This window comes from Streptosporangium sp. NPDC049046 (assembly GCF_040649155.1).
Classification (GTDB): domain Bacteria; phylum Actinomycetota; class Actinomycetes; order Streptosporangiales; family Streptosporangiaceae; genus Streptosporangium.
Genome location: NZ_JBEZEZ010000008.1, coordinates 299,092 through 319,360 on the forward strand (window position 1 = coordinate 299,092; position 20,269 = coordinate 319,360).

The window sequence follows — 20,269 nt, forward strand, 5'->3', positions numbered from 1 at the left end:
CGGTTCAGCCGGACACGTGTCCCGCCGGGGCTGGGGCGGAGGGCTCGACGCGGCCCGCCGGGCGCACCGCGTGGCTGCGCAGCAGGAAGTCCTCGACGACCAGGGTGGCCGCGCCCAGGGCGACCGCCTCGGCGCCGAGCCTTCCCAGCTCGATCGACGTCTGTGAGAAGGGCAGCGGCAGGGCGTACCGGGAGGCCGCGGCGCGGATCTCGGGGAGGAACCTCTGCCCGAGGAGGGACCCGGCCCAGCCGCCGAGGATGACACGCTCGGGGTTGAGGAGGTTGATGAGGTTGGCCAGCCCGGCCCCCAGGGAGCCGACGGCCTCCTCCAGCGCGGGCCGCGCGAGCGGGTCGGCGAGGAACTCGGCGAAGACGCTCTCCTCGTCGTCACCTCCCAGGTCCCTGCCCGCGCCGGCGAGTATCGCCTCGGCCCCGACGTAGGCCTCCAGGCAACCCTGGCCGCCGCATCGGCAGGGACGCCCACCAAGAACAATCTTGGTGTGTCCCCACTCACCGGCACCGTTCGCCGTTCCCCGGTAGGTGACGCCACCGTTGACGACGCTCGCCCCGGCCCCCGTACCGATGAAGGCCATGACCAGGTGCTGGGCACCCTTGCCCGCGCCGAACCAGAGCTCGGCCTGGCCCGTCGTCTTGACCCCGTTGTCGGCGAAGACCGGCAGCGAGGTGCCCTCGCGGATGAGCGCGCCCAGGGGAACACCGTCCCAGCCGAACGCGCGGGCGTGGATGAGCAGGTCAGGCCCCTGCTCGGCGACGCCGGGTACACCGAGGCCCATGCCCAGCACCTCGGACTCGGTGGCTCCGGCGTCGGACAGGACCGCCTCAAGACCGTCGAGGACGTGACGGGCCACCACCGCCGGCTCGTGGTGGCCCGGGTCGAGGGCGAACTCCTTTTTCGCCCGCTCCCGCAACGCCAGGTCGTACAGCTCCACGCGGACGCGTGTCTCTCCGACGCCCACCCCGACCACGTATCCGTACGAGGGATCCACCCTGAGCATGATCCGTGGCCGCCCGCCGTCCGAGTCGACGGAACCCGTCTCCACCACGATGCCGTCCGTGATGAGGTCGCCGATGACGTTGCTGACCGTGGCCGCGCTGAGCCCGGTCAGCCGGGCGAGATCGTGCCTGCTCAACTCGTCTGCGAAGTACAGCGTCCACAGGACCACGGACCGGTTGCCCTTGCGCACGTCACGAAGGGTCCCCCGCTGTGGACGGCTCATACTTCTCCCCCGGGGAATTAATTTCAGATGTTAGTACAACTATTCTAGTCACTGCCGATCCAGGCTTTCCCGCCGTGCCCACCTGTCCTGGAACGGTCCGCTCGCCTCGGGTACCGCGCGGGTTTCCCAGGCCGCGACCACGCGTCCGCCGTTCCCGGCGATCCCCCGACCGAGAACCTCCGCGACTCCCTTTTCAGAACTCGCATGACTCATTAATCTCATAAGCCACTAAATCGGCTACCGGCCATTATTCCAACGTCACTCTCCGCCAAAGTTGACCAATCGTGACAACCAACCGCAGGGGTGAGACCGTCGAACAAGTCGACGGCGCTCGGAAGGGGACGGGATGGTTCCGGGATACCGCGAGGTTCGGGAACTCGGCATCGGCGGAGGCGGGCGCGTGGTGCTGGCCACGTACGCCCCCACCGGCGCCTACGTGGCCATCAAATACCTCAACGCGACCCTCAAGGACGATCGTCGCTTCCTGGCGCGCTTTCGCGCGGAGGCGCGCGTCATGGTGGAGTTGCAGGACCCGAACGTGGTCCAGCTCTACGAGTACTACGAGGACGTCCTCGAAGCCGCGATCGTGATGGAGCTGGTCGACGGGGTCGCGCTCAGGCGGATCCTGTCCGAGCACGGCAGTACGAGCCCGGAGGCGGCGCTGGCCGTGCTCAAGGGCTCGCTGCTCGGTCTGGCCTTCGCGCACACCGCCGGCATCGTGCACCGCGACTACAAGCCGGAGAACGTGCTGATCCAGGCCGACGGCGGCAGCAAGCTCGCCGACTTCGGCATCGCGGCCCACGTCGGGGAGGCGGGGGTGACCGCAGGGACTCCCGCCTACATGGCCCCCGAGCAGTGGGAGGGGGCGCCGGCGAGCGCGGCGAGCGATGTCTACGCGGCCACGTGCGTCTTCTTCGAGTGCCTCACGGGCCACCGGCCGTACGCGGCCGATCACCGCGTCGTGATGATGCACCGGCACCGGCACGCGCCGATCCCGGCGGAGGAGGTGCCGGCGTCGGTACGCGGGCTGGTCACGCGAGGTCTGGCCAAGAACCCGGCGGACCGGCCGCGGAGCGCGCGGGCGTTCCTGGAGGAGCTGGAGACGGCCGCGCGGGCGGCGTACGGACCGGACTGGGAGCAGCGCGGGCGGCGGCACCTCGCCGAGCTCGCCACGCTGCTGGCGCTGGCGTTCCCGCTGGCCAAGCCCACCCCGAAGGCCGGCTCCTCGGTCGCCCGGACGGTGCTCGGCCGGGTGGGACGGGCGCGCCGCCCCCGGCTGGGCCCCCGGACCCTCGCCGGGCTGGGAGTGATCACCGTCGCGATGACCGCCGGTGTGATCGCGGCCAACCGGCCGCAGGACCGGCTCTCCGCGGACACGATCTTCACCCCGCCGCCCAGCTCCGCGATCATCCAGGAGACCCCCGCGCAGCGGCGGCAGAGCCGGGTGTCGGCACCGCCGGACCCCTCCCCTGAACCCGACACCCCCTCGCGAAGCGCCGCCGTCAAAAAGCCCGTCTCCCCCTCGGGTGGCGCGAACCCCGGCCAGGCCACCTCGCGCCCCTCCCTGGTCCCGGCCCCCACCCGGACGGTGGTCGCCCCACCCTCCCCACCCCCCACACCGACCGCTTCGCAGCCACCGCCCCCGCCGCCCACCTCCACGCCCACACCCGCCCCCGAGCCCACGCCAACGGCGACACCGGGGCCCGCGCACACGGTGAGCGGCCTGAAGGTCGTGGGAATCGACGCGCACGGGACCACGGTCGGCTTCCGCGCCTCCACGACCGGGAACGTCGCGGTGACCGTCACCTTCGCCGAGGGCCCCGACCGTGACCGGCTCGTCCGGGCGTCCTCGCGCACCTCCGTGATCGGCGGGCTGAAGACCTACTCCCACACCGTCCCGCACGCCTTCACCGTCCCTGCCTGCGGGCAGACCCTCTACCGTCGCGTCACCGTCTCCACCGTGCCCCGTTCCACGGGCGGGAGGGCGGGCCGCACGGAGCGGGTCCACGGCGAGCCGTGCGCGCCACCCGCCGTCTCGATCACCTCCTTCGACGGCACCACGGTCAGGTTCCGGGTGCGGACCCCCACCACCTCGGCGGTGACCGTGCGGCTCGGGTTCGCCCAGAGAGCCGGGGGCACGCGTGGGACCCCGACCGGCGGCGTGCGGGAGCTGGAGCTGTCCGGCGCCACCGAGTACGAGCGGGAGGTGACCGGGGAGTTCCCCGACCTGCCCGAGTGCGGGGGGTACGTCACCCGGCTGGTGACGATCACCACCTCTCCCGAGGGGGACACCCCCTCCCGGACGGCCAGGATCGACCTGCCCTCCTGCACCCCCGATCCGGGCACCGGCCAGGACCAGGACACGGGCGCGAGCCCGGGTTCACGGGAGCCGCGGAACTCCGAGAACCCGGGTCCACGGGAACCGCGGGACTCCGAGGGGCCCACAGGGAAAGAGCCCGGCCTGATCGACCTGGACGTAGACCTCGACCTGGGCGGCATCCTGTGAGCCGACCACGCCCGCGCCGCGTGGTGGTCGGCCGCCGAAGTGATCGGCCGCCGACCCCTCAGGACCGCCCCGGCCCGTGACGCGTCCTCCCACCGGCTCCCCGCCGGGGAGGGCGGGCCAGTGCCTCGGCGAGCCTCGGGGCGCCGCGCCCACCGTACGCGAACGGGTCCCCGTCGGCGGGCCACCGCCCCGTTGAGTGCCCGCCCGGCCACGGGTGCGCGCGGGGAACGGCGTGCGCATAGGGTGGATTACGCCCACCAGATCCGGACATAAAGCGATTTAATTGATAAAACCGGCGTGAGGGTTGATGGGAGAGGTGGCATCGACCACCTCGAAGCGGTGGCAGGCGACGAACCTGCCCCCCGAGGTGACCAGTTTCGTGGGGCGTCGGCATGAGATGGCCGAGGTCAAACGCCTGTTGTCCGGGGCACCCGTGGTGACCCTCACCGGTCCCGGCGGCGTCGGCAAGACCCGGCTGGCCCTGCGCGTCGCCGCAGACGTCCAGCGGGCGTTCCCCGACGGGGTGTGGCTGGCCGAGCTCGCCGGGCTGGAGAATCCCGAGCTGCTCGCCGCGTCGTTGAACGAGGCCATGGAGATCAGGGACGTCTCCCACCGGTCTCCCCTGGATGTGCTCATCGACCACCTGCGGGAGAAGCGGGCGCTGCTGATCCTCGACAACTGCGAGCATCTCCTGCGACCCTGCGCCGTACTGGTGGGAGCCCTCGTACGCTCGGCCCCCTTCCTGCGGGTCCTCGCCACCAGCAGGCAGGCGCTGGGCATCTCCGGCGAGCAGACGCTGGTCGTCCCCACGCTGCCGCTGCCACCGGACCCCGATCTCCCCAGGCTGTCCACAGAGGTGCCGGCGTTGTCGGAGGCGGTACGCCTGTTCACCGAACGGGCCACCGCCGTCCTGCCGGATTTCACCCTCACCGAGGCCAACCGGTCCGCCGTGGAACAGATCTGCCGCCGCCTGGACGGCATCCCGCTCGCGATCGAACTGGCGGCGGTGCGGCTGCGCGCCCTCTCCCCCGAAGAGCTGCTGTCCAGGCTGGACCACCGGTTCCGGCTGCTCACCGGCGGCTCCCCCGCGGCGCTGCCCCGCCAGCAGACGCTACGCGCGCTGATCGACTGGAGCTACGCCCTGTGCGGCGAGGAGGAGCGGCTGTTGTGGCAGCGCGCCTCGGTGTTCGCCGACGGCCTGGACCTCGAAGCCGCCGAGGCGGTCTGCTCGGGGAACGGCATCGAGCGCGAGGACGTGGTCGACCTGGTGATCGGACTCGTGGGCAAGTCGATCCTGATCCGGGAGGACCCTCCTTCGGCCTCCACCGCGACCCGCTACCGGCTCCTGGAGACGATCAGGCAGTACGGGAGGGAGAGACTCGCGGCCTCGGGGCAGGAGGACGCCCTGCAGCGGCTGCACCGCGACCACTACCGGCGGCTCGCGGCGGAGGCGTACGCGCAGCGGTTCGGCCCGCTGCAGGTGTTCTGGTTCGGCAGGCTGAAGCTCGACCACGCCAACCTGCGCACCGCCCTGGAGTACTGCCTCGCCGACCCCGAGGAGACCCCCGTCGCGCTGGAGATGGCCGCCGACCTGCTCTATCACTGGATCACCAGCCACTATCTCAGGGAGGGACGCCGCTGGATGGACCTGAGCCTGCTCGGCGGCACAGGACCCGACGAGAGCCGGGGCCGCGCGCTGTGGTCCGACAGCTGGCTGGCGATCATCCAGGCCGATGTCGTCGCCGCCACGAGGATGCTGGAGGAGGCGAGGGAGATCGGAGAACGCCCCGGGTGCGAGCGGATCCTGGCCTACGTCGCGCTCTACTCGGGGATGATCGCCATGTTCCGTGGAGACGTCGATCGCGCGATCGGCCTGTACGAGGACGCGGCGGCGCGCCACCGCGCCGACGACGACCCGACCGGCCAGGCCTTGGCGCTCATTCGTCTCTGCCTCGCCCACTCCTTCCGGGGGGACTGGTCGAGCGCCGTCGCCGCCGGCGAGGAGTGCATCGCGCTGTGCGACGCCCACCAGGAGGGCTGGCACCGGGCGTACGCGATGATGGCGCTCGGCCTCGGGGTCTGGTGCCAGGGCGACGCCCGGCGCGCCACCGAGCTGGAGAAGGAGAGCCTGAGGGTCAACCGCTCACTCGACGATCTTCTGGGCATCGGCGTGAACCTGGAGGTGCTGGCCTGGATCGCCGCCGCGGAGGACGACCACCGGCGGGCCGCCAGGTTGCTGGGGATCCTGGAGCAGGTCTGGCAGGTGATCGGAGCGCCACTGTCCGGTTTCGGGCACCTGAGGCGCTACCACGACGAGTGCGAGGAGCGTACACGCGAGGCTCTCGGAAGGCAGTCCTTCGACACCGTGCTCAGACAGGGCTCGAAGATGCGGTGCGACGAGGCGATCGCCTTCGCCCTTGAGGAGAGCGCGCCCCTCGGCGAGCCCTCGGGCGAGGCCGAGGAGCCTTCGCCACTGACCCGCAGGGAGACGGAGATCGCCAGGCTCGTCGCCCAGGGACTGAGCAACAAGGAGATCGCGGCCTCGCTCACGATCTCCCAGCGCACCGCGGAAGGTCACATCGAGCACATCATGACCAAGCTCGGTTTCCACTCGCGGGCCCAGATCGCCGTATGGACCGGCGAGCACATCCTGAATGTGGACGGGGAGCGCCCGCCCGGCACCTGACGGACGGGACGGAGAGGCCGGAGAAGCCGGGACGCCGGAGCCGACGAGTGCGATGATCTCGTCGGCTCCGGCGTCCTGCCGAGGCCGGGTCGGGGGACCCGGCTCCGGCACTCGGCCGAGGTCGAGTCGGGGGACTCGGTTTCGGCCTTTCGGAGATGGTCTGTGTGGCCGGCTCCCGAAGGAGCCTCGCGGAGGGCTTCCTGACCTGGCGTTCCGGGTGGTCTCGCGGTCAGGCCGCGAGCGCGTCCGCCGTCGTGAGCTCGAACCAGACGGCCTTGCCCTCGGTCGTGCGGGCACTGCCCCAGCAGCAGGCGAGGAGTTCGATCAGGTGAAGCCCTCGTCCCCGCTCCTCGTCGTCGCGTGCCCGGCACGCGCGGGGCAGGAAGGGGTCGGCGTCCTCGACCTCGCAGCGCAGCAGACCGTCCTGGAAGGAGAGGAGGAGCCCGATGGTCCCCCGCGAGTGGCGCAGCGCGTTGGTGACCAGCTCGCTGACGAGCAGTTCGGCGACCGCGCTGTGCTCGTCCAGCCCCCAGTCCGCCAGGTGGGCGCGAGTCAGGTGGCGAGCACGGGGCACCGACGCCGCCTCGGGCGCGAAGGAGTACGACGTCTCCCGGCCGTCCAGTTCTTCCTGCTCGTACGGCTTTTCGAGGAGTGGGTTCATTGTCCACCTCCCTGGTCGTCGGTTACCTCGATCGGATGCGGATCGCACGCGCGTCCCCCGCCGGAGACCATCGGCCGCCGCGGAACCACTCGTCCGCGTGGCGCGTTCGGTCCCGGCACGGCGGGCGCACGGCGCGAGATCACGCCGCCTGGCCCAGGGTGACCCGGTGGAGCGGGAGCGGCATGTCGTGGACGGGAGTGCTGCGGCCGTCAGGCATGAGCGCTCCGGTGTCGTCGAAGACCACCACACCGTTGCAGAGCAGACCCCACCCCTGCTCGGGGTGGAAGGCCACGAGCGACGCGGCTTCGTGGTCGGGTGCGCTGGCGACTGGGCATCTCGGCTGGTGCTGACACATGGCTCGTACCTTTTTTAACCTTCTCTGACTGCTGCTGAGCCTTACCTGGTGTGACCAGCATCTCCCGCGACCACTACCTACATATCGGGAGAAATACCCACATGTCTACCCATTTCCCCGAAAGGTAAAGAAGTCGGGCATCGAGGCAAAGGGGGATCGACAAGATCGAACGGCGCGGCCACGGCGGTCCCGCCCTCCGCCCGCGACCTCCGGTAGATCCTTTTCGTGGGCGCTTTACCACTGAAGATCACCCAGAGACGCCCTGACATCGGCTTTTGTCCGTCTATGCGACGTTGATCGACTTGACGCGCCCTTTAGTGTGTCTTGACCTATCCTTGGGGACGGGTAACCTCCCTCGTCACGGAAGACAACCGGTCAGTGGTGCCGCCACACGCGTCCCTCCTCACCCCTCGGCGGGTTCGCGTGAACGCGCCGTCGCTCAACCTCGTCTCCCGATAGCCAGGTCGCGAGGTGGAGCGACCATGCCCGCACGGCCACCGGGAGCCCCCCTGAAATCCTCTATGACACCTGAGATGCGCAAGTTCATCGAGCTGCTGGAGAGCCAGCTCGGCTACTCCGAGAAGAGTGGCGGCTACACCAAGTTCGGTGACTGGTACGGCAAGAACGTCGAGTTCGACGCCGACTACACCTCGGCCCCCTGGTGCGACATGTATCTGTCGTGGGCGGCGGAGAAGCTGGGCTACCAGGAGTGGATCGGCCAGTTCGCCTACACTGTCCACCACGCCCAGTGGTTCCGGCAGCAGGACGCCTGGGGCACCGTTCCCAAGCCGGGCGCCATCGTCTTCTTCGACTGGCGCGGCTCGGACAAGATCAGCCACATCGACCACGTGGGCATCGTCACCAGGGTCGAGGGAAACAGGATCCACACGATCGAGGGCAACATCGACGGCGGGGTCGCCAAGCGCAAGGAGCGCGACACCGGCAAGGTCGTCGGTTACGGATACCCGGAGAAGATCAAGGCCCGGCTCGACCGGGAGGCCACCGAGAAGCAGACCATCCTCACGCCCGCCACGGCCGGGGACAACGCGGTGGTGATCGGCCCCGGGCCCAACCTGATCGCGATGGTCCCCGCCCCCGTGCCGACGCCGGAGACCTCGGCCTCCACGGGGCCGGGCAGGAATTCCGAGGGAGTGACGAGCAAGCCGGCTCCCGGGCACACCGCCGCGGCGGCGAAGGGGAAGGCCGCTCCGGGCGACGACGCCCACGCCGTGTCCGGCGGGAACCCCGCCGCGAACCCCCAGCGGAGCGACCGGACGACCACGAAGGCGCCCGGCGAAACCCAGGCGCCGGCCACCGGCCGTACCTCGCCGGGCAAGCACGCCAAGGCCTCCACCGCCGACACCAGCGCGCTCGCCGTCACCCCCACCGCCACCGCCCGCGACCTCGCCACGCCCGTCCCCGGTTTCGACTCCCCCGCCGTACTCGCCCCGGTCCTGCTCGCCGCGGCCGCGATCCTCGCCCACGGCAAGGCGAGGCAGTCGAGGGTACGGCTCCTCGCGTCCGCCTCGGCGCGCGCCGCGGTGGCCCCCGCCTCCTCGTCCCGCCGCGCCCCGGGCCGCCGCCGCGCCCCGGGCCGTCGTCGCATGCCCAGGAACGCCTCCGCCCGCGACCTCCCGTACGCGCCGACCCCGTCCGGCACCCCGGAGAACACCCTCGCCTCCCGCGACCTCCCGTACCTGCCCACCCCGGCCGGCACCCCGGAGCACACGCCCGTCTTCCCCGGCCTCGGGAACGCGCCGACCTCGTCCGGCACCCCGGAGAACACCCTCGCCTCCCGCGATCTCCGGTACGCGCCGATCCCGGCCGACGCCTCGGAGCACACGCCCGTCGCCCCCGACCTCTGGGACGCGTTCCTCCCCTCCCGCGGGGCCACGAGTCCCAGGGAGAGCGTTCCGGAGAGCACGTTCGCCCCGACCGCCACCACCGGGTTCCCCTCGGTCACGACCTCCGTCGCCCACGTCGAGGAGCCCTCGGGGCGCCCTGCCGCGCTCTCCCCCGTACCGCGCCCTCGCGACGACCGCCCCCGGGCCCCCTACCGGGGCAGGCGCCGCCTGCAGGAGCAGGCCGTGGCGGAGTCGTCGATGTCGTCGATGTCGTCGATGTCGTCGACCTGGGTCCAGGACTCCCCGCCGCGCGGACGCCGTCACCGCCGGGCCGACCCCGTGGTCACCACCGTCCCGGCCACCCCGACGCGCCCCGCCCGTCCTGTCCGCCCCATCGCCCCCACCCGGTCCACCACGTCCGCCCGCCCGGTCCCCGGACCGAGAACGTCCGTTCCGGTCTCGACGGTACGGACCGGCCGGGGCGAACCCGCCGTCCCCGCCGGTTCCGCCACGCTCCTCGCGGAGCCGGGCGACATCCTGGTCCACAGCGGCTACCGGGGGCGGCGCCGGGCGAGGACACCGGTCTAGGCGACGTCGCCGAAGTGGCGGCCGAGTCTCGTGGCGCCTCCGCCACCCGGTCCGCCCGACCGAGGTGGCCGTGACACCTCGACGGCGAGACCTGAGACGCCCCGAGCGGGCGCGCGGGTCCGTACCCGCGCGCCCGCTCATGCGAGGAACACCAGCTGCGCGGCGGTGAGGATGTCGAAAACGCCGCACCACTCCGCGTACGAACGCGACACGACCGCGTTCCTCCTGAGGTGGACGAAGTCCCAGGCGCCGTGCAGGAACCAGCCCGCCGCGACCAGATATCGGCCCAGGTCGGGCTCCACCATCAGCGCGGCCAAAACCAGCGCGCCGAATCCGATCATCCCCAGGGACTGCGCCCGGAACGAGCCCGAGCGGCGCAGGTCGCCGGAGACGGCGCCCCACACCAGGACGGCCAGCGCCACGACGGCGAAGACGACCGGTACGGCGACCACCTCCAGTGCCCGCAGAACCACATAGAGGACGGTGAAGACGAGGAGCGCCGGCCACGACGCCTCCCGTCGCCGGACCTTGGCCACCACGAGGTAGACCAGGGGCAGGAGCAGCAGGATCTCGGTGAGCGAGGTGATCTCCTCCGCCGAGGAACCTCCGGCCGACGCCGCCGACACCGCAGACACCGCCGCCGTCCCGACCGCCAGGACGGTCGGCCGGCGCCGCAGCACGGCCTTCCAGCGAGTACCGCGCGCCTTGACGTCAGACACGGGAGGGGCCCCCGTACTCGTCGCGGCGGCGGAGCATCACCAGGAGCATGAGCGGGAGCATCAGGACGTGCTCCAGCAGGAGCAGCGCGTCACCCGAGATCACCCCCATCCACAGCAGCGGGAACAGCGCGAGGGCGGAAACGATCATGACCCCGGCCATCTCCAGCGTCGCGGCCCAGCCGTGACCTCGATACCGCATCCAGACGATCATCCCGGCGGACATGTCGACGGCCATCTCCAGGGCGACCACCTCCGGTCGCGCCGGTAACTCCAGGCCCGCGAGCGCCAGCCCGGCGCGCACGGCGGCACCGAGCACCACCATGCCGACGACCATCGCCGCGAGCATCTCCAGGTAGTGGCGCCAGAACGGCCACCAGGCGCGGACGTGGACGGTTCTCACTGTCATCTCGTGCTCCTCCGGTGTACGGGGTCGGGGTACGCGACACCCAGACTGCGGGAGGGCGGCAGCCGCCAGTAGTGGCGAACCGGCACGTCCCGGCATGGTCGTGTCACGAGATTTCGTGACATTTGTCATCCGGGCACCCCATGGCCGCCACCTCGCGGGGGACAATGTCCGCGTGCGTGACGGGCCGAGCGAGCAACCGAGTGAGCAGCCGAATCAGCGGCCGGGTCAGCACGGAACGGGACTGAGCGGTTTCCGCCGCTACACCTGGTGGAGCCTCACCGGGGGCATCACGGTCTCCCTGGTGCTCTTCGTCAGGGCCTGGGCGATGGACGAGGGCGTGCCTCCCTGGATCAGGGGCGTCACCGGCCTCTCCCTCGCCGTGCTGATCGTGTCCGTCGGCGTGCTGCTCGGCCGCCGGCTGCCGCGCGTACCCGGTGACGCGCGGGACCGGTCCCGCGCCTCACCCACGCGCGAACGGGCCGCCGGGCCGCCGGTGGGCTGGTTGGTGACAGGAGGGCTCGCGACGACCGTGCTGGGCGCGGTCCCGCTCGCCTCACGCGACGACGGGCTGTGGGCGGTGGCCCCGGCGGTGATGGTGTCGATCACGGCGATGTTCCTGCGGCCGGCGCACCGGCGCACCCTCATCGCCGGCGCGGTGGTCGTCGCGGCGGCACTCGGCGGGTCCGTGGCCCTCGTCTCGGAGGACTCCGACCGGCTTCTCGCGGTGGCCTTCCCCGTCGGCACCGTCGTCTCCTTCGCCTGGGTGGCGCTGGGCATGCTGTGGGCCTGGGACATCGCCGACCGGCTGGACCAGGCGCGGCACCTCGCCGCCGAACTGGCGGTCAAGGACGAGCGGCTGCGGTTCGCCGCCGACCTGCACGACATCCAGGGACATCACCTGCAGGTGGTCGCGCTCAAGAGCGAGCTCGCAGAGAGGCTCGCCGAGTCCGACCCCGCCCGGGCCGCCGCCGAGATGCGGGAGGTACGGCGGCTCGCGTCCGACGCGCTCCGCGACACCCGTGCCGTGGTGCAGGGATACCGGCGCACGACCCTGGAGGACGAGATCGCCAACGCCTCGAAGGTGCTGACCGCCGCCGGCATCGACACGGCCGTGGAGCACGGCCGGGCCGGCGGGGCGGGCACTCTGCCGGAGCCCGCGCGCCACATCCTGGGCCTGGTGATGCGCGAGGCCACCACCAACGTGCTGCGCCACAGCCGGGCGCGCCGGGCACACATCGCCTACGACGTCGAGGACGGCCGCGCCCGGCTCCGGATCGGCAACGACGGCGTCGAGGACGATCGTCTCCAACGGGAAACGGACCCCGGCACCGGGCTGCGTTCCCTGACCGAACGGCTGGAGCGGGCGGGCGGCACGCTGGACCGGCGGCGCGACGGCGACCGCTTCGAGGTGGTGGCCGCCCTGCCCGCCGACGCGCACGCGTACCCGGCCGAGGCGGGCGCACGGTGATCCGGTTGCTGGTCGCCGACGACGAGGACCTCATCAGAGGTGCCCTGGCGGCGCTGCTCTCACTGGAGGACGACCTGGACGTCGTCGCCGAGGCGGCCACCACCACCGACGCGGTGCGCCTGGCACACGAGCGGCGGCCGGACATCGCCGTGCTCGACCTGGAGATGCCGCCCGCCGACGGGCTGCGCGCCGCGCAGGCGATCCGCGCCGAGTTGCCCACCCGGATCGTCCTCGTCACCCGGCACGCCCGGCCCGGCGTGCTGCGGCGTGCCCTCGCCGCGGGGGTGAGCGGGTTCGTGCCCAAGACCACGCCCGCCACCCGGCTGGCCGAGATCATCCGCGATGTCGCCGCAGGCCGGCGCTACGTGGACCCCGACATCGCCGCCTCCGCGCTGTCGGAGGACGACTGCCCGCTGTCCGAACGAGAGTTGGAGGTGCTGCGCGCCTCACGGGCGGGCGCCTCGGTCAACGAGATCGCGGCGCAGGTCCATCTCGCGCCCGGCACGGTCAGGAACTACCTGTCGGCGGCGATGGCCAAGCTCGGTGTCGGCTCCCGCCACGCCGCCGCGCACCGCGCCTGGGAGGAGGGCTGGATCTAGGTCCGGCCCGCCGCGTCGCGGTGAACACGTCGCCCTTGGGACCCCTCCACCCAGATCTTGAGACCCCTCCACCCAGATGAGGCAGGGGTCTCTCCCGGGCCAGGAGATGGGTCGGTCCCCGCCGGCGTGACACCGGCGGGGACCGCGTTCACCGGGGCCCGGAGGCCGGGCCCTCGGCGCGTCCCGGAGGGCGCGCTCAACGCTGCTCGGGCGGGCGCTGCCCCATCGAGCGGCGCAGCTGCTCCAGCTCGGCCTCCAGACCGGCGATCCGGGTGTTGGCCCCCGGGCCCCCCGCGCTCCCATGGCCGGGCTGGGGGTTCGGCGGGCCGTAGGGCGAGTGCGGCCGGACCGCCCGGGTCTCCTCCGGCGCGGCCGGGAGCGGATAGGGTGCCCGCTGCTGGTACTGCTGCGGCGCGCCGTACGGCTGTCCCTGCTGTCCGTACTGCGGCTGCCCGTACGCGGCACCGCCGTGCACCTGCGCCGCGTAGCCGGGCTGCGCACCGTAGGGGGTGGGCGGGAACGGGGCCGGTCCCCTGGAACGGCGCCTGCCCCTCGCGACCGCCGCGATCGTACCGATCACGAACAGGACGGCCAGGCCGCCGCCACCCCACAGCAGCCACGGCAGGATCGGCGTGCCGCTCTCGTCCTTGCCCGCGGTGATGGCCTGCTGGGAGTCGCTGATGTACTTGGCGACGTACGGGTGGTTCGGCTGCAGCGCCTGCACCTCGCGGAACCTGGGCAGCGCGTCGGAGTACCTGTTCTGGAAGAACAGGTCGAGCGCCTCGTTGTAGGCCTTCGTCGTCGTCGACTCGACCGGCTTGATGTTCTTCTCGTTCAGCTTCTCCTTGACGATGCTGACCGGCAGCACGAAGCTCTCCGCCTCGGTGGAGCCGCCGTCCTGCTGGACCAGGCCGCCGACGAGGACACCGATCACCTTGCCGTTCTTGGCGAACACCGGTCCGCCCGAGTTGCCGGGATAGGAGGGCGCCTGGGTCTGGATGTACGGCACCCCTTCCGGGGTCTGGCGGGCGGCGTTGTAGGGCCCCTCGGTGAAGGCCGGATCGAGCTTGGACTCCAGGTTGAAGATCGAGGTCTGCGTCACCGTGCCGGGGAACCCGCTGATGTAGAGCGTGTCGCCGACGCGCACGTCGGAGTCCTCCCCCAGCGGCACAGTCGGCAGATTGCTCTGCCCGTTGGCCTTGAGGATCGCGACGTCCTTGCCCGGGTAGACCGTCCCCTTGGCGACGAGCTCGATCGGCACCGTCTTGGTGGTCTTGTCGACGCCGCCGCCCGGCAGGCTCTGCAGCAGCGAGAGCGAGCTCTGCACGTTTCGGATCTTGATGTTGTCCGCGTTCCAGATCTGGAAGATCTTCGTCGCCGTCCTGAGGATCTCCTCGTCGGAGGCGATGTCCCCGAGCTCGGCGACCAGGTCGGCCGCGTCCTTCTCGTTGATCTTCGTGAGTGCCTGGGCCGCGAAGGTCCGCGCCAGTTCGGTCTCCTCCTGGCCGACGCAGTGCGCCGCGGTCACCATGTAGCCGTCCGGCGTGACCCACCAGCCGGTGCACAGCCCGCCCGCCGTCGCCTCGACGACCCGCTCACGCCCGCCGGGCGAGAAGTAGCGGCCGGGGTCCTTCGCCATCTGCTGGACGACCCAGCGGTAGATGCTGTTCTCGTCGGAGGAGATCTTGCCGCTCTGCACGGCGTTCACCCCCTGCTGGGTGAGGACCCTGATCGCCTCCAGGTTCGCCTCGGGCGTCGGCACGGCCACGTCGGCCGTGTAGGACACCGAGGTCAGCTGGACGGCCGGGTGCGTCCTGGCGGCCAGCCACGTCCCGACGGGGACGTCGACCTCCTTGGGTTTCGCCACCGCGGTGCCCGGCAGCGCCAGCGTGCTCGCCAGCACCAGGCCGGCGACGGCGCTGATTCTTCCCAACATCTTCGTACTCTCCCCAAAACTCGCTTCCCAGGCGAGAGCATGGCGGAGGCCACTTGGGGAGGACTTGGAAGCGACTGGGACGGTGTTCCGCCCCTCAGCCGCGACCGGCGCCGACGAGTTCCCTGTCCGGCTCCTCCGCCTCCTCGTCCTCCTCGTGGCCTTCGACGGAGAGGTTGGGCAGGATGCGGTCCAGCCAGGCGGGGCACCACCAGTTGGCCCTGCCGAGCAGGGCCATGGTCGCCGGGACGAGCAGTCCCCGGATGATCGTGGCGTCCACCGCGATGGCCACCGCCAGTCCGACACCGAAGATCTTGACCATCGGATCGGGGTAGGCGATGAACGCGACGAAGACCGCGACCATGATCAGGGCGGCGGAGGTGATGACCCTACCGGTCGACCCCAGCCCCTCGGCCACCGCCCTGCGGTTGTCGCCGTGCCTCAGGTACGCCTGCCGCACGGCCGTGAGCAGGAAGACCTCGTAGTCCATCGACAGGCCGAACAGGATCGCGAACAGCATCAGCGGGATGTAGCTGTCGATCGGCACCGTGAAGAACACCGTGCTCAAGTACGAGTCGTCCGCGCTGACCGGCGTGTCCATGCCCACCAGGCGGCTGCCCAGCCCCAGGGAGAAGACCAGCGAGAGCGCGCCGAACGCGGCGCCGAGGGAGATCAGGTTCATCAGCGCGGCCTTGATCGCGACGACCGGCGAGCGGAACGCCAGCAGCAGCAACAGCGCGCTCAGCAGCACCACGACGCCGACGACCATCGGCGTGCGTCCGGCGATCCTGTCGCCGGCGTCGGCCATGCCGGCGACCTGACCGCCCACGTGCACCTGGGCGCCCTCGACGTCGAGGGCGCGTACCGCCCTGACCACGTCGAGCGCCCGGGGGTCACTCGGAGCGTAGTCGGGGATCGCCTGCACCAGCGCCGCCGTACCGTCCTCGTTGAGTACGGGATCGCCGACGTGGGCCACCCCCTCGACGTCCGCGACGCTGTCCTTCAGGTCGCGCAGCACGGCCGGGGTCGGCTCCCGGTCGACGACCTTCGTGTCCAGGTCAGCCACCACGACGAGCGGGCCGTTCATGCCGGGCCCGAAACCGGCCTGCAGGAGTTCGTAGGAGCGTCGCGCGTCGGTGCCGCGGTCGGCGTAGCCGTTGTCGACCGAGCCCAGCTTGATGAAGAGGGCGGGTGCGGCCAGCGCGCCCAGCAGGACGACGCTGAGCGCGAGCACACTCCACGGCCGCCTGGCCACCCAGTCGCCCAGCGAGGCCCAGCCCGACGAGCCGTGGCTGCCCTGCCGTCCCATGAACGGCAGGCGCAGCGCGTTGACCCGGTGCCCGAGCAGGCCGAGCAGCGCGGGGACCAGCGTGACCGAGGTGAACACCGCGCAGACGACCGAGATGCCGGTGATCCAGCCGAGCGTCTGCAGCATGGGGAAGCCCGCGAGCATGAGCGCGCTGAGCGCGATGATCACCGTGGCCCCGGCGAACACCACCGCGCCGCCGGAGCTCGCGACCACCCGGCGGACCGCCTCCTGGGGCGGCAGGCCGTCGGCCAGCAGCTTGCGGTGCCTGCTGAGCAGGAAGAGCGCGTAGTCGATGCCGACGCCGAGACCGATCATCGTCGCCATGATCGACGCCTGCTTGGGCACGTCCACGACGTGGCCGAGCAGGCTGACCACGCCGAGCCCGGTCGCGATGCTGACCAGCGCGGTGAAGATCGGGATCATCGCGGCGACCAGGGTGCCGAACGCCAGCAGCAGGACCAGCAGCGCGCAGATCACACCGATGATCTCGCTCGTCCCGGTCTTGATCTCCTTGTCCGCCGGGTTGGCCGAGGCCGCGGGCACCGCCTCGATGCCCGCCGCCCGTGCGGGCTCGGCCGCCTCGGAGAGGAGTTCGGTGGTCTCGGCCAGCTTGGTGGTGTCGTTCCCTTCCAGTTTGACGGTGATGATGCCGATTGCCAGGCTGGAGGCGAGACCACCTCCCTGATGGGGGGACTTCACCTCCACCACGTGCGGCACCTCGCGGATCCGGTCCACGGCGCGCTCCACCGCGCGCTTCCTCGTCTCGGTGATGAGAGAGCCGTCGGGCGAGTAGAGGACGATCTGTGCCGAGCCGCCGGCTCCGTAGCCGGGGCCGAAGCCGTCCTTCATCAGGTCGACGGCACGCTGGGCGTCAGTGCCGGGAATGCTGACGTTGTTGCTGACCGGTCCCGGGAAGAACACCGAGCCCGCCGTCAGCAACGCCGCAGCGATCACCCAGAGGGCCAGCACGGCCTTGCCGTGTCGCGCGCACCAACTTCCGAGCCGCCCCAGCAAACCAGACATCGGTGACCGCCCCGCTTTTGGAGTATCAAACACCCTGAAAAGTCGTACTGTACGCTCGTACAGTACCTACGGTAGAGCGTAGGGGGATAAATCGGTAAATGCTGTAAGCAGCGTGGGACTGAGACGATGACCACACCTGAGCACGGGCACGAAACGCGGGAGCGAATCCTCGACGCCGCCCGTCAACTGTTCGCCGAGCGCGGTTACGCCGCGACCTCGCTGGCCGACATCGCCTCCGTCGTCGGCCTGACGAAGACGGCCGTCGCCTACCACTTCCATCCCAAGGACCGTCTGGCCACGGAGCTGATCGCCCCCGCCGGCCAGGACATCGTGGCCCTGATCGAGGACGACTTCGCCGACGACCGCGCCTTCGTCGAGGCCCTGGTGACCTTCACGGTGAGGCATCGGGCGATCATCCGGCTCATCATGGAGGACATCCACTGCGCCGACGACGCGCCCCCCGGCTCCCCCGGCGAGGCCATCCGCGCCTTCCGCGACGCGATCTACAGCCGTCTGGCCGGACCCGACCCCGGCCTTGCCCGCCAGGTCTGGGCGTGGGCCACGCTCGGCTCGCTCCAGTCGGTGATCAAGACGATCGACCTCCCCCAGGAGGAGGTCAGGAAGACCCTCCTCGCCACCGTCCTCGCCTCCCTGGACTCCCCGGGCACGGCGCCGAACGCCATTCCTCCCGGCCCCGGCCTCGCCGGACGGCACTGAACTCTCCGCGCCGGCCTCCGAAGGTCCCGCCCTCCGGTCGCCTCACACCGGGCCGGGACGGCGAACCCGCACCGCTTTCGACCGTCCCTCGGGTGTGTCCGGCCGAAGAAGCGCCTCACCCGGAAGGAGCGGCCTCCCCGGGAACGGGCGTCGGCGGGACCGTGGGGTCGGGGGGCTCGACGGTCTCCCCCGGGTCCGGTCCGGGCCCCGGGCCCGGGCCCGGGCCGCTCTGCCCCTCGACACCGACCGTGAGCACGATCGTCGCGCCGGGCCTCGCGCAGGTGCCGGGCGCCACGCTCTGCGCCAGCACCACCCCGTCCTGGGCCTCGTTGGTGACCAGACGCGCCCGCGTGCGCACGGCGAAGCCCGCCCCGCCGAGGGTGTTGGAGGCGTCGGTCGCGCCCTGACCGGTGACCGGAGGCACCGGGACACCGTACCTGGAGACGACGAGCGCCACCGCGCTCCCCGGAGAGACGCGCCTGCCCGCGCCGGGAGTGCTCGCGAGCACCCGCCCGGCCGGCTGCTCCGAGCAGCGCGTGCTGACCCCGCCGGAGACCAGCCCGGCCTGGGCGAGCGCCGCCTCGGCGCCTCCCCTGGCGAGACCGACCAGCGTGGGCACCTGGATGCCACCGGAGACCTGCAGATCGACCCTGCCCTTCCTCGGCAGGGCCGTCCCCGGCGCCGGGCTGCTCGCGAGCACCTCCCCGAGCGGCCGGGTGGAGTCGACCGCCTTCACGGCCCCCGCGACCAGTCCGGCCCGTTTGATCAGGCGCGCCGCCTCGGAACGATCCAGCCCGATGAGCGCGGGCACGACCACCGTGGCGGCGGGGGGCGGCAGCGGGGAGGACTTGACGCCCTCCGCTCGTGGGGGCCCGGCCGTGACGGCCGGCACGACCGGGAGCGGTTTGATCGGAGCGCTCGCCCTGCCCTCGTGCGACGTGGTGCCGCCCTGGGCCGTGGTCTCCACCAGGGGGACGATCGGCGGCGCGGGCGCGCCTCCGGGCGTCACACCGCTCAGCGCCGGGACCAGCACCCCCACCAGCACGGCGGCACTGACGAGCAGCGCGCCGGAGACCGCGACCGAGGCCCTGGTCGCCGCACGCCCCGGGTGGGTCCGGTGCTCGTCGAACTTCTCACCCTCCGCGGGAAACGCGCGCCCGCCGGACCTCGCGCCCGCCGAGGACGCACCGCCCGATTCGCCGGACCCGCCGCCCCCGGCCCGCCAGGCGGACCCGGAGTCGCTCCATCGGCCGGAAGCGCCCGTGAGACCGGTCCGTCCCGGGAAGAGCGAGGGGCCGGAGGCGTCGGGCCCGCCGAGCACGGCCGGGAACCCCGGCACCGGCGAGGAGCGGGACCCGGCCACCGAGCGGCCCCCGTCGTCGCCGAGCAGCGCGAGCAGCAACTCCCGGCTGGTGGGGCGGTTGCGGGGATTCTTGTCCAGGCAGTCGACCACCAGCGCGCCGAGCAGCCCGTCCAGACGGCCCAGTCGCGGAGCCGCGGTGAGGATCCGGTTCAGCACGGCCGCGATCGAGTCCTGCCCGAAGGGAGCCTGGGCGTTGGCGGCGAAGCACATCGTGGCGCCCCAGGCGAAGACGTCGGCCGCCGGGTCGATCTCGGCGCCCTCCACCTGCTCGGGCGCCATGTAGGCGGGCGTGCCCGCGCCGCGCCCGCTCTGGGTGGCCGCGGCGTCCAGCGCCCTGGCCAGCCCGAAGTCGATCACCCTCGGCCCGTCGGGACCGAGCAGCACGTTCTGGGGCTTGAAGTCGCGGTGCACGATCCCGGCCCGGTGGATGGCCGCCAGTGCGGTCGCCGTGCCGATGGCCAGGCGCTCCAGCCTGCCTCCCTCACGGGGCCCGCTCACCGCGACCTCTCGGTGCAGCGACGGGCCGTCGACGTACTCGCTGACGATGTAGGGCCGGTCACCGTCCAGCCCGGCGTCGATCACCTGGGCCGTGCAGAACCTGGCGACCTGCTTCGCCAGCTCGACCTCGCGCAGGAAGACGTCGGGATCCTCCCCCACCGAGCCGTGCAGAAGCTTGACCGCGTAGGGCTCGGAGCCGGTGCCGGGGCGCACCCCGACATAGACCACCCCCTGCCCACCCTCGCCGAGACGCCCGATGATCTCGTACTCACCGAGCCGTGCCGGATCCCCCGTTTTGAGCGGCTGCGCATACGGCACGCGAGCCTCCCCTCGCCGCCACCCTTCTCACTCAAGAAG

The 20,269-nt window shown here is 71.8% G+C and carries 14 protein-coding genes; 6 read left to right on the forward strand and 8 right to left on the reverse strand.

Annotation, left to right across the window (positions count from 1 at the left end):
• Positions 1 to 4: 4 nt before the first annotated feature.
• Positions 5 to 1,237 (reverse strand): ROK family transcriptional regulator, encoded by a 1,233-nt coding sequence (locus AB0B96_RS14215; protein ID WP_362898695.1) that lies wholly within the window; start codon positions 1,235 to 1,237, stop codon positions 5 to 7.
• Positions 1,238 to 1,583: 346 nt separating this feature from the next.
• Between AB0B96_RS14215 and AB0B96_RS14220 the strand changes: the two genes are divergently transcribed.
• Both AB0B96_RS14220 and AB0B96_RS14225 read left to right on the forward strand, forming a co-directional pair.
• Positions 1,584 to 3,743 (forward strand): protein kinase, encoded by a 2,160-nt coding sequence (locus AB0B96_RS14220; protein ID WP_362898697.1) that lies wholly within the window; start codon positions 1,584 to 1,586, stop codon positions 3,741 to 3,743.
• A 307-nt stretch (positions 3,744 to 4,050) separates the two neighbouring features.
• Complete coding sequence (locus tag AB0B96_RS14225; RefSeq protein WP_362898699.1) at positions 4,051 to 6,429, forward strand: LuxR C-terminal-related transcriptional regulator; 2,379 nt, start codon at positions 4,051 to 4,053, stop codon at positions 6,427 to 6,429.
• Positions 6,430 to 6,658: 229 nt separating this feature from the next.
• On the opposite strand, the gene AB0B96_RS14230 is transcribed toward AB0B96_RS14225, so the two are convergent.
• Together AB0B96_RS14230 and AB0B96_RS14235 are read right to left on the reverse strand one after the other, a co-directional pair.
• Positions 6,659 to 7,090: an ATP-binding protein gene (locus AB0B96_RS14230; RefSeq protein WP_362898701.1), complete on the reverse strand. Its 432-nt coding sequence runs from the start codon at positions 7,088 to 7,090 to the stop codon at positions 6,659 to 6,661.
• A gap of 139 nt (positions 7,091 to 7,229) precedes the next feature.
• Positions 7,230 to 7,445 carry a DUF5999 family protein gene (locus AB0B96_RS14235; RefSeq protein ID WP_362898703.1) on the reverse strand — a complete coding sequence of 72 codons (216 nt, stop codon included), beginning with the start codon at positions 7,443 to 7,445 and terminating at the stop codon, positions 7,230 to 7,232.
• A 533-nt stretch (positions 7,446 to 7,978) separates the two neighbouring features.
• On the opposite strand from AB0B96_RS14235, the gene AB0B96_RS14240 reads away from it, so the two are divergent.
• The gene (locus AB0B96_RS14240) at positions 7,979 to 9,877 is read left to right on the forward strand and encodes a CHAP domain-containing protein (protein WP_362898705.1); all 1,899 of its coding nucleotides are present in this window, start codon (positions 7,979 to 7,981) and stop codon (positions 9,875 to 9,877) included.
• Between the two features lie 137 nt (positions 9,878 to 10,014).
• Here AB0B96_RS14240 and AB0B96_RS14245 read toward each other — a convergent pair whose 3' ends face one another.
• Positions 10,015 to 10,596 carry a hypothetical protein gene (locus tag AB0B96_RS14245; RefSeq protein ID WP_362898707.1) on the reverse strand — a complete coding sequence of 194 codons (582 nt, stop codon included), beginning with the start codon at positions 10,594 to 10,596 and terminating at the stop codon, positions 10,015 to 10,017.
• On the reverse strand, positions 10,589 to 11,002 hold the full coding sequence (locus tag AB0B96_RS14250) for a hypothetical protein (protein ID WP_362898709.1): 414 nt from the start codon (positions 11,000 to 11,002) through the stop codon (positions 10,589 to 10,591). The genes AB0B96_RS14245 and AB0B96_RS14250 overlap by 8 nt, the downstream gene beginning before the upstream one ends.
• A 172-nt stretch (positions 11,003 to 11,174) precedes the next feature.
• Between AB0B96_RS14250 and AB0B96_RS14255 the strand changes: the two genes are divergently transcribed.
• Together AB0B96_RS14255 and AB0B96_RS14260 are read left to right on the forward strand one after the other, a co-directional pair.
• Positions 11,175 to 12,470 (forward strand): histidine kinase, encoded by a 1,296-nt coding sequence (locus AB0B96_RS14255; RefSeq protein WP_362898711.1) that lies wholly within the window; start codon positions 11,175 to 11,177, stop codon positions 12,468 to 12,470.
• The gene (locus AB0B96_RS14260) at positions 12,467 to 13,069 is read left to right on the forward strand and encodes a response regulator transcription factor (RefSeq protein WP_362898713.1); all 603 of its coding nucleotides are present in this window, start codon (positions 12,467 to 12,469) and stop codon (positions 13,067 to 13,069) included. The genes AB0B96_RS14255 and AB0B96_RS14260 overlap by 4 nt, the downstream gene beginning before the upstream one ends.
• A 196-nt stretch (positions 13,070 to 13,265) precedes the next feature.
• Here AB0B96_RS14260 and AB0B96_RS14265 read toward each other — a convergent pair whose 3' ends face one another.
• Positions 13,266 to 15,005, reverse strand: coding sequence for a serine protease (locus AB0B96_RS14265; protein ID WP_362898715.1), 1,740 nt, complete (start codon positions 15,003 to 15,005; stop codon positions 13,266 to 13,268).
• A gap of 94 nt (positions 15,006 to 15,099) precedes the next feature.
• Positions 15,100 to 17,334 (reverse strand): MMPL family transporter, encoded by a 2,235-nt coding sequence (locus AB0B96_RS14270; protein WP_362898717.1) that lies wholly within the window; start codon positions 17,332 to 17,334, stop codon positions 15,100 to 15,102.
• 126 nt (positions 17,335 to 17,460) lie between these two features.
• Here AB0B96_RS14270 and AB0B96_RS14275 point away from each other — a divergent pair, with 126 nt between their 5' ends.
• On the forward strand, positions 17,461 to 18,051 hold the full coding sequence (locus AB0B96_RS14275) for a TetR family transcriptional regulator (RefSeq protein WP_362898719.1): 591 nt from the start codon (positions 17,461 to 17,463) through the stop codon (positions 18,049 to 18,051).
• 115 nt (positions 18,052 to 18,166) lie between these two features.
• On the opposite strand, the gene AB0B96_RS14280 is transcribed toward AB0B96_RS14275, so the two are convergent.
• Positions 18,167 to 20,230: a PASTA domain-containing protein gene (locus tag AB0B96_RS14280; RefSeq protein ID WP_362898721.1), complete on the reverse strand. Its 2,064-nt coding sequence runs from the start codon at positions 20,228 to 20,230 to the stop codon at positions 18,167 to 18,169.
• Positions 20,231 to 20,269 lie beyond the last annotated feature (39 nt).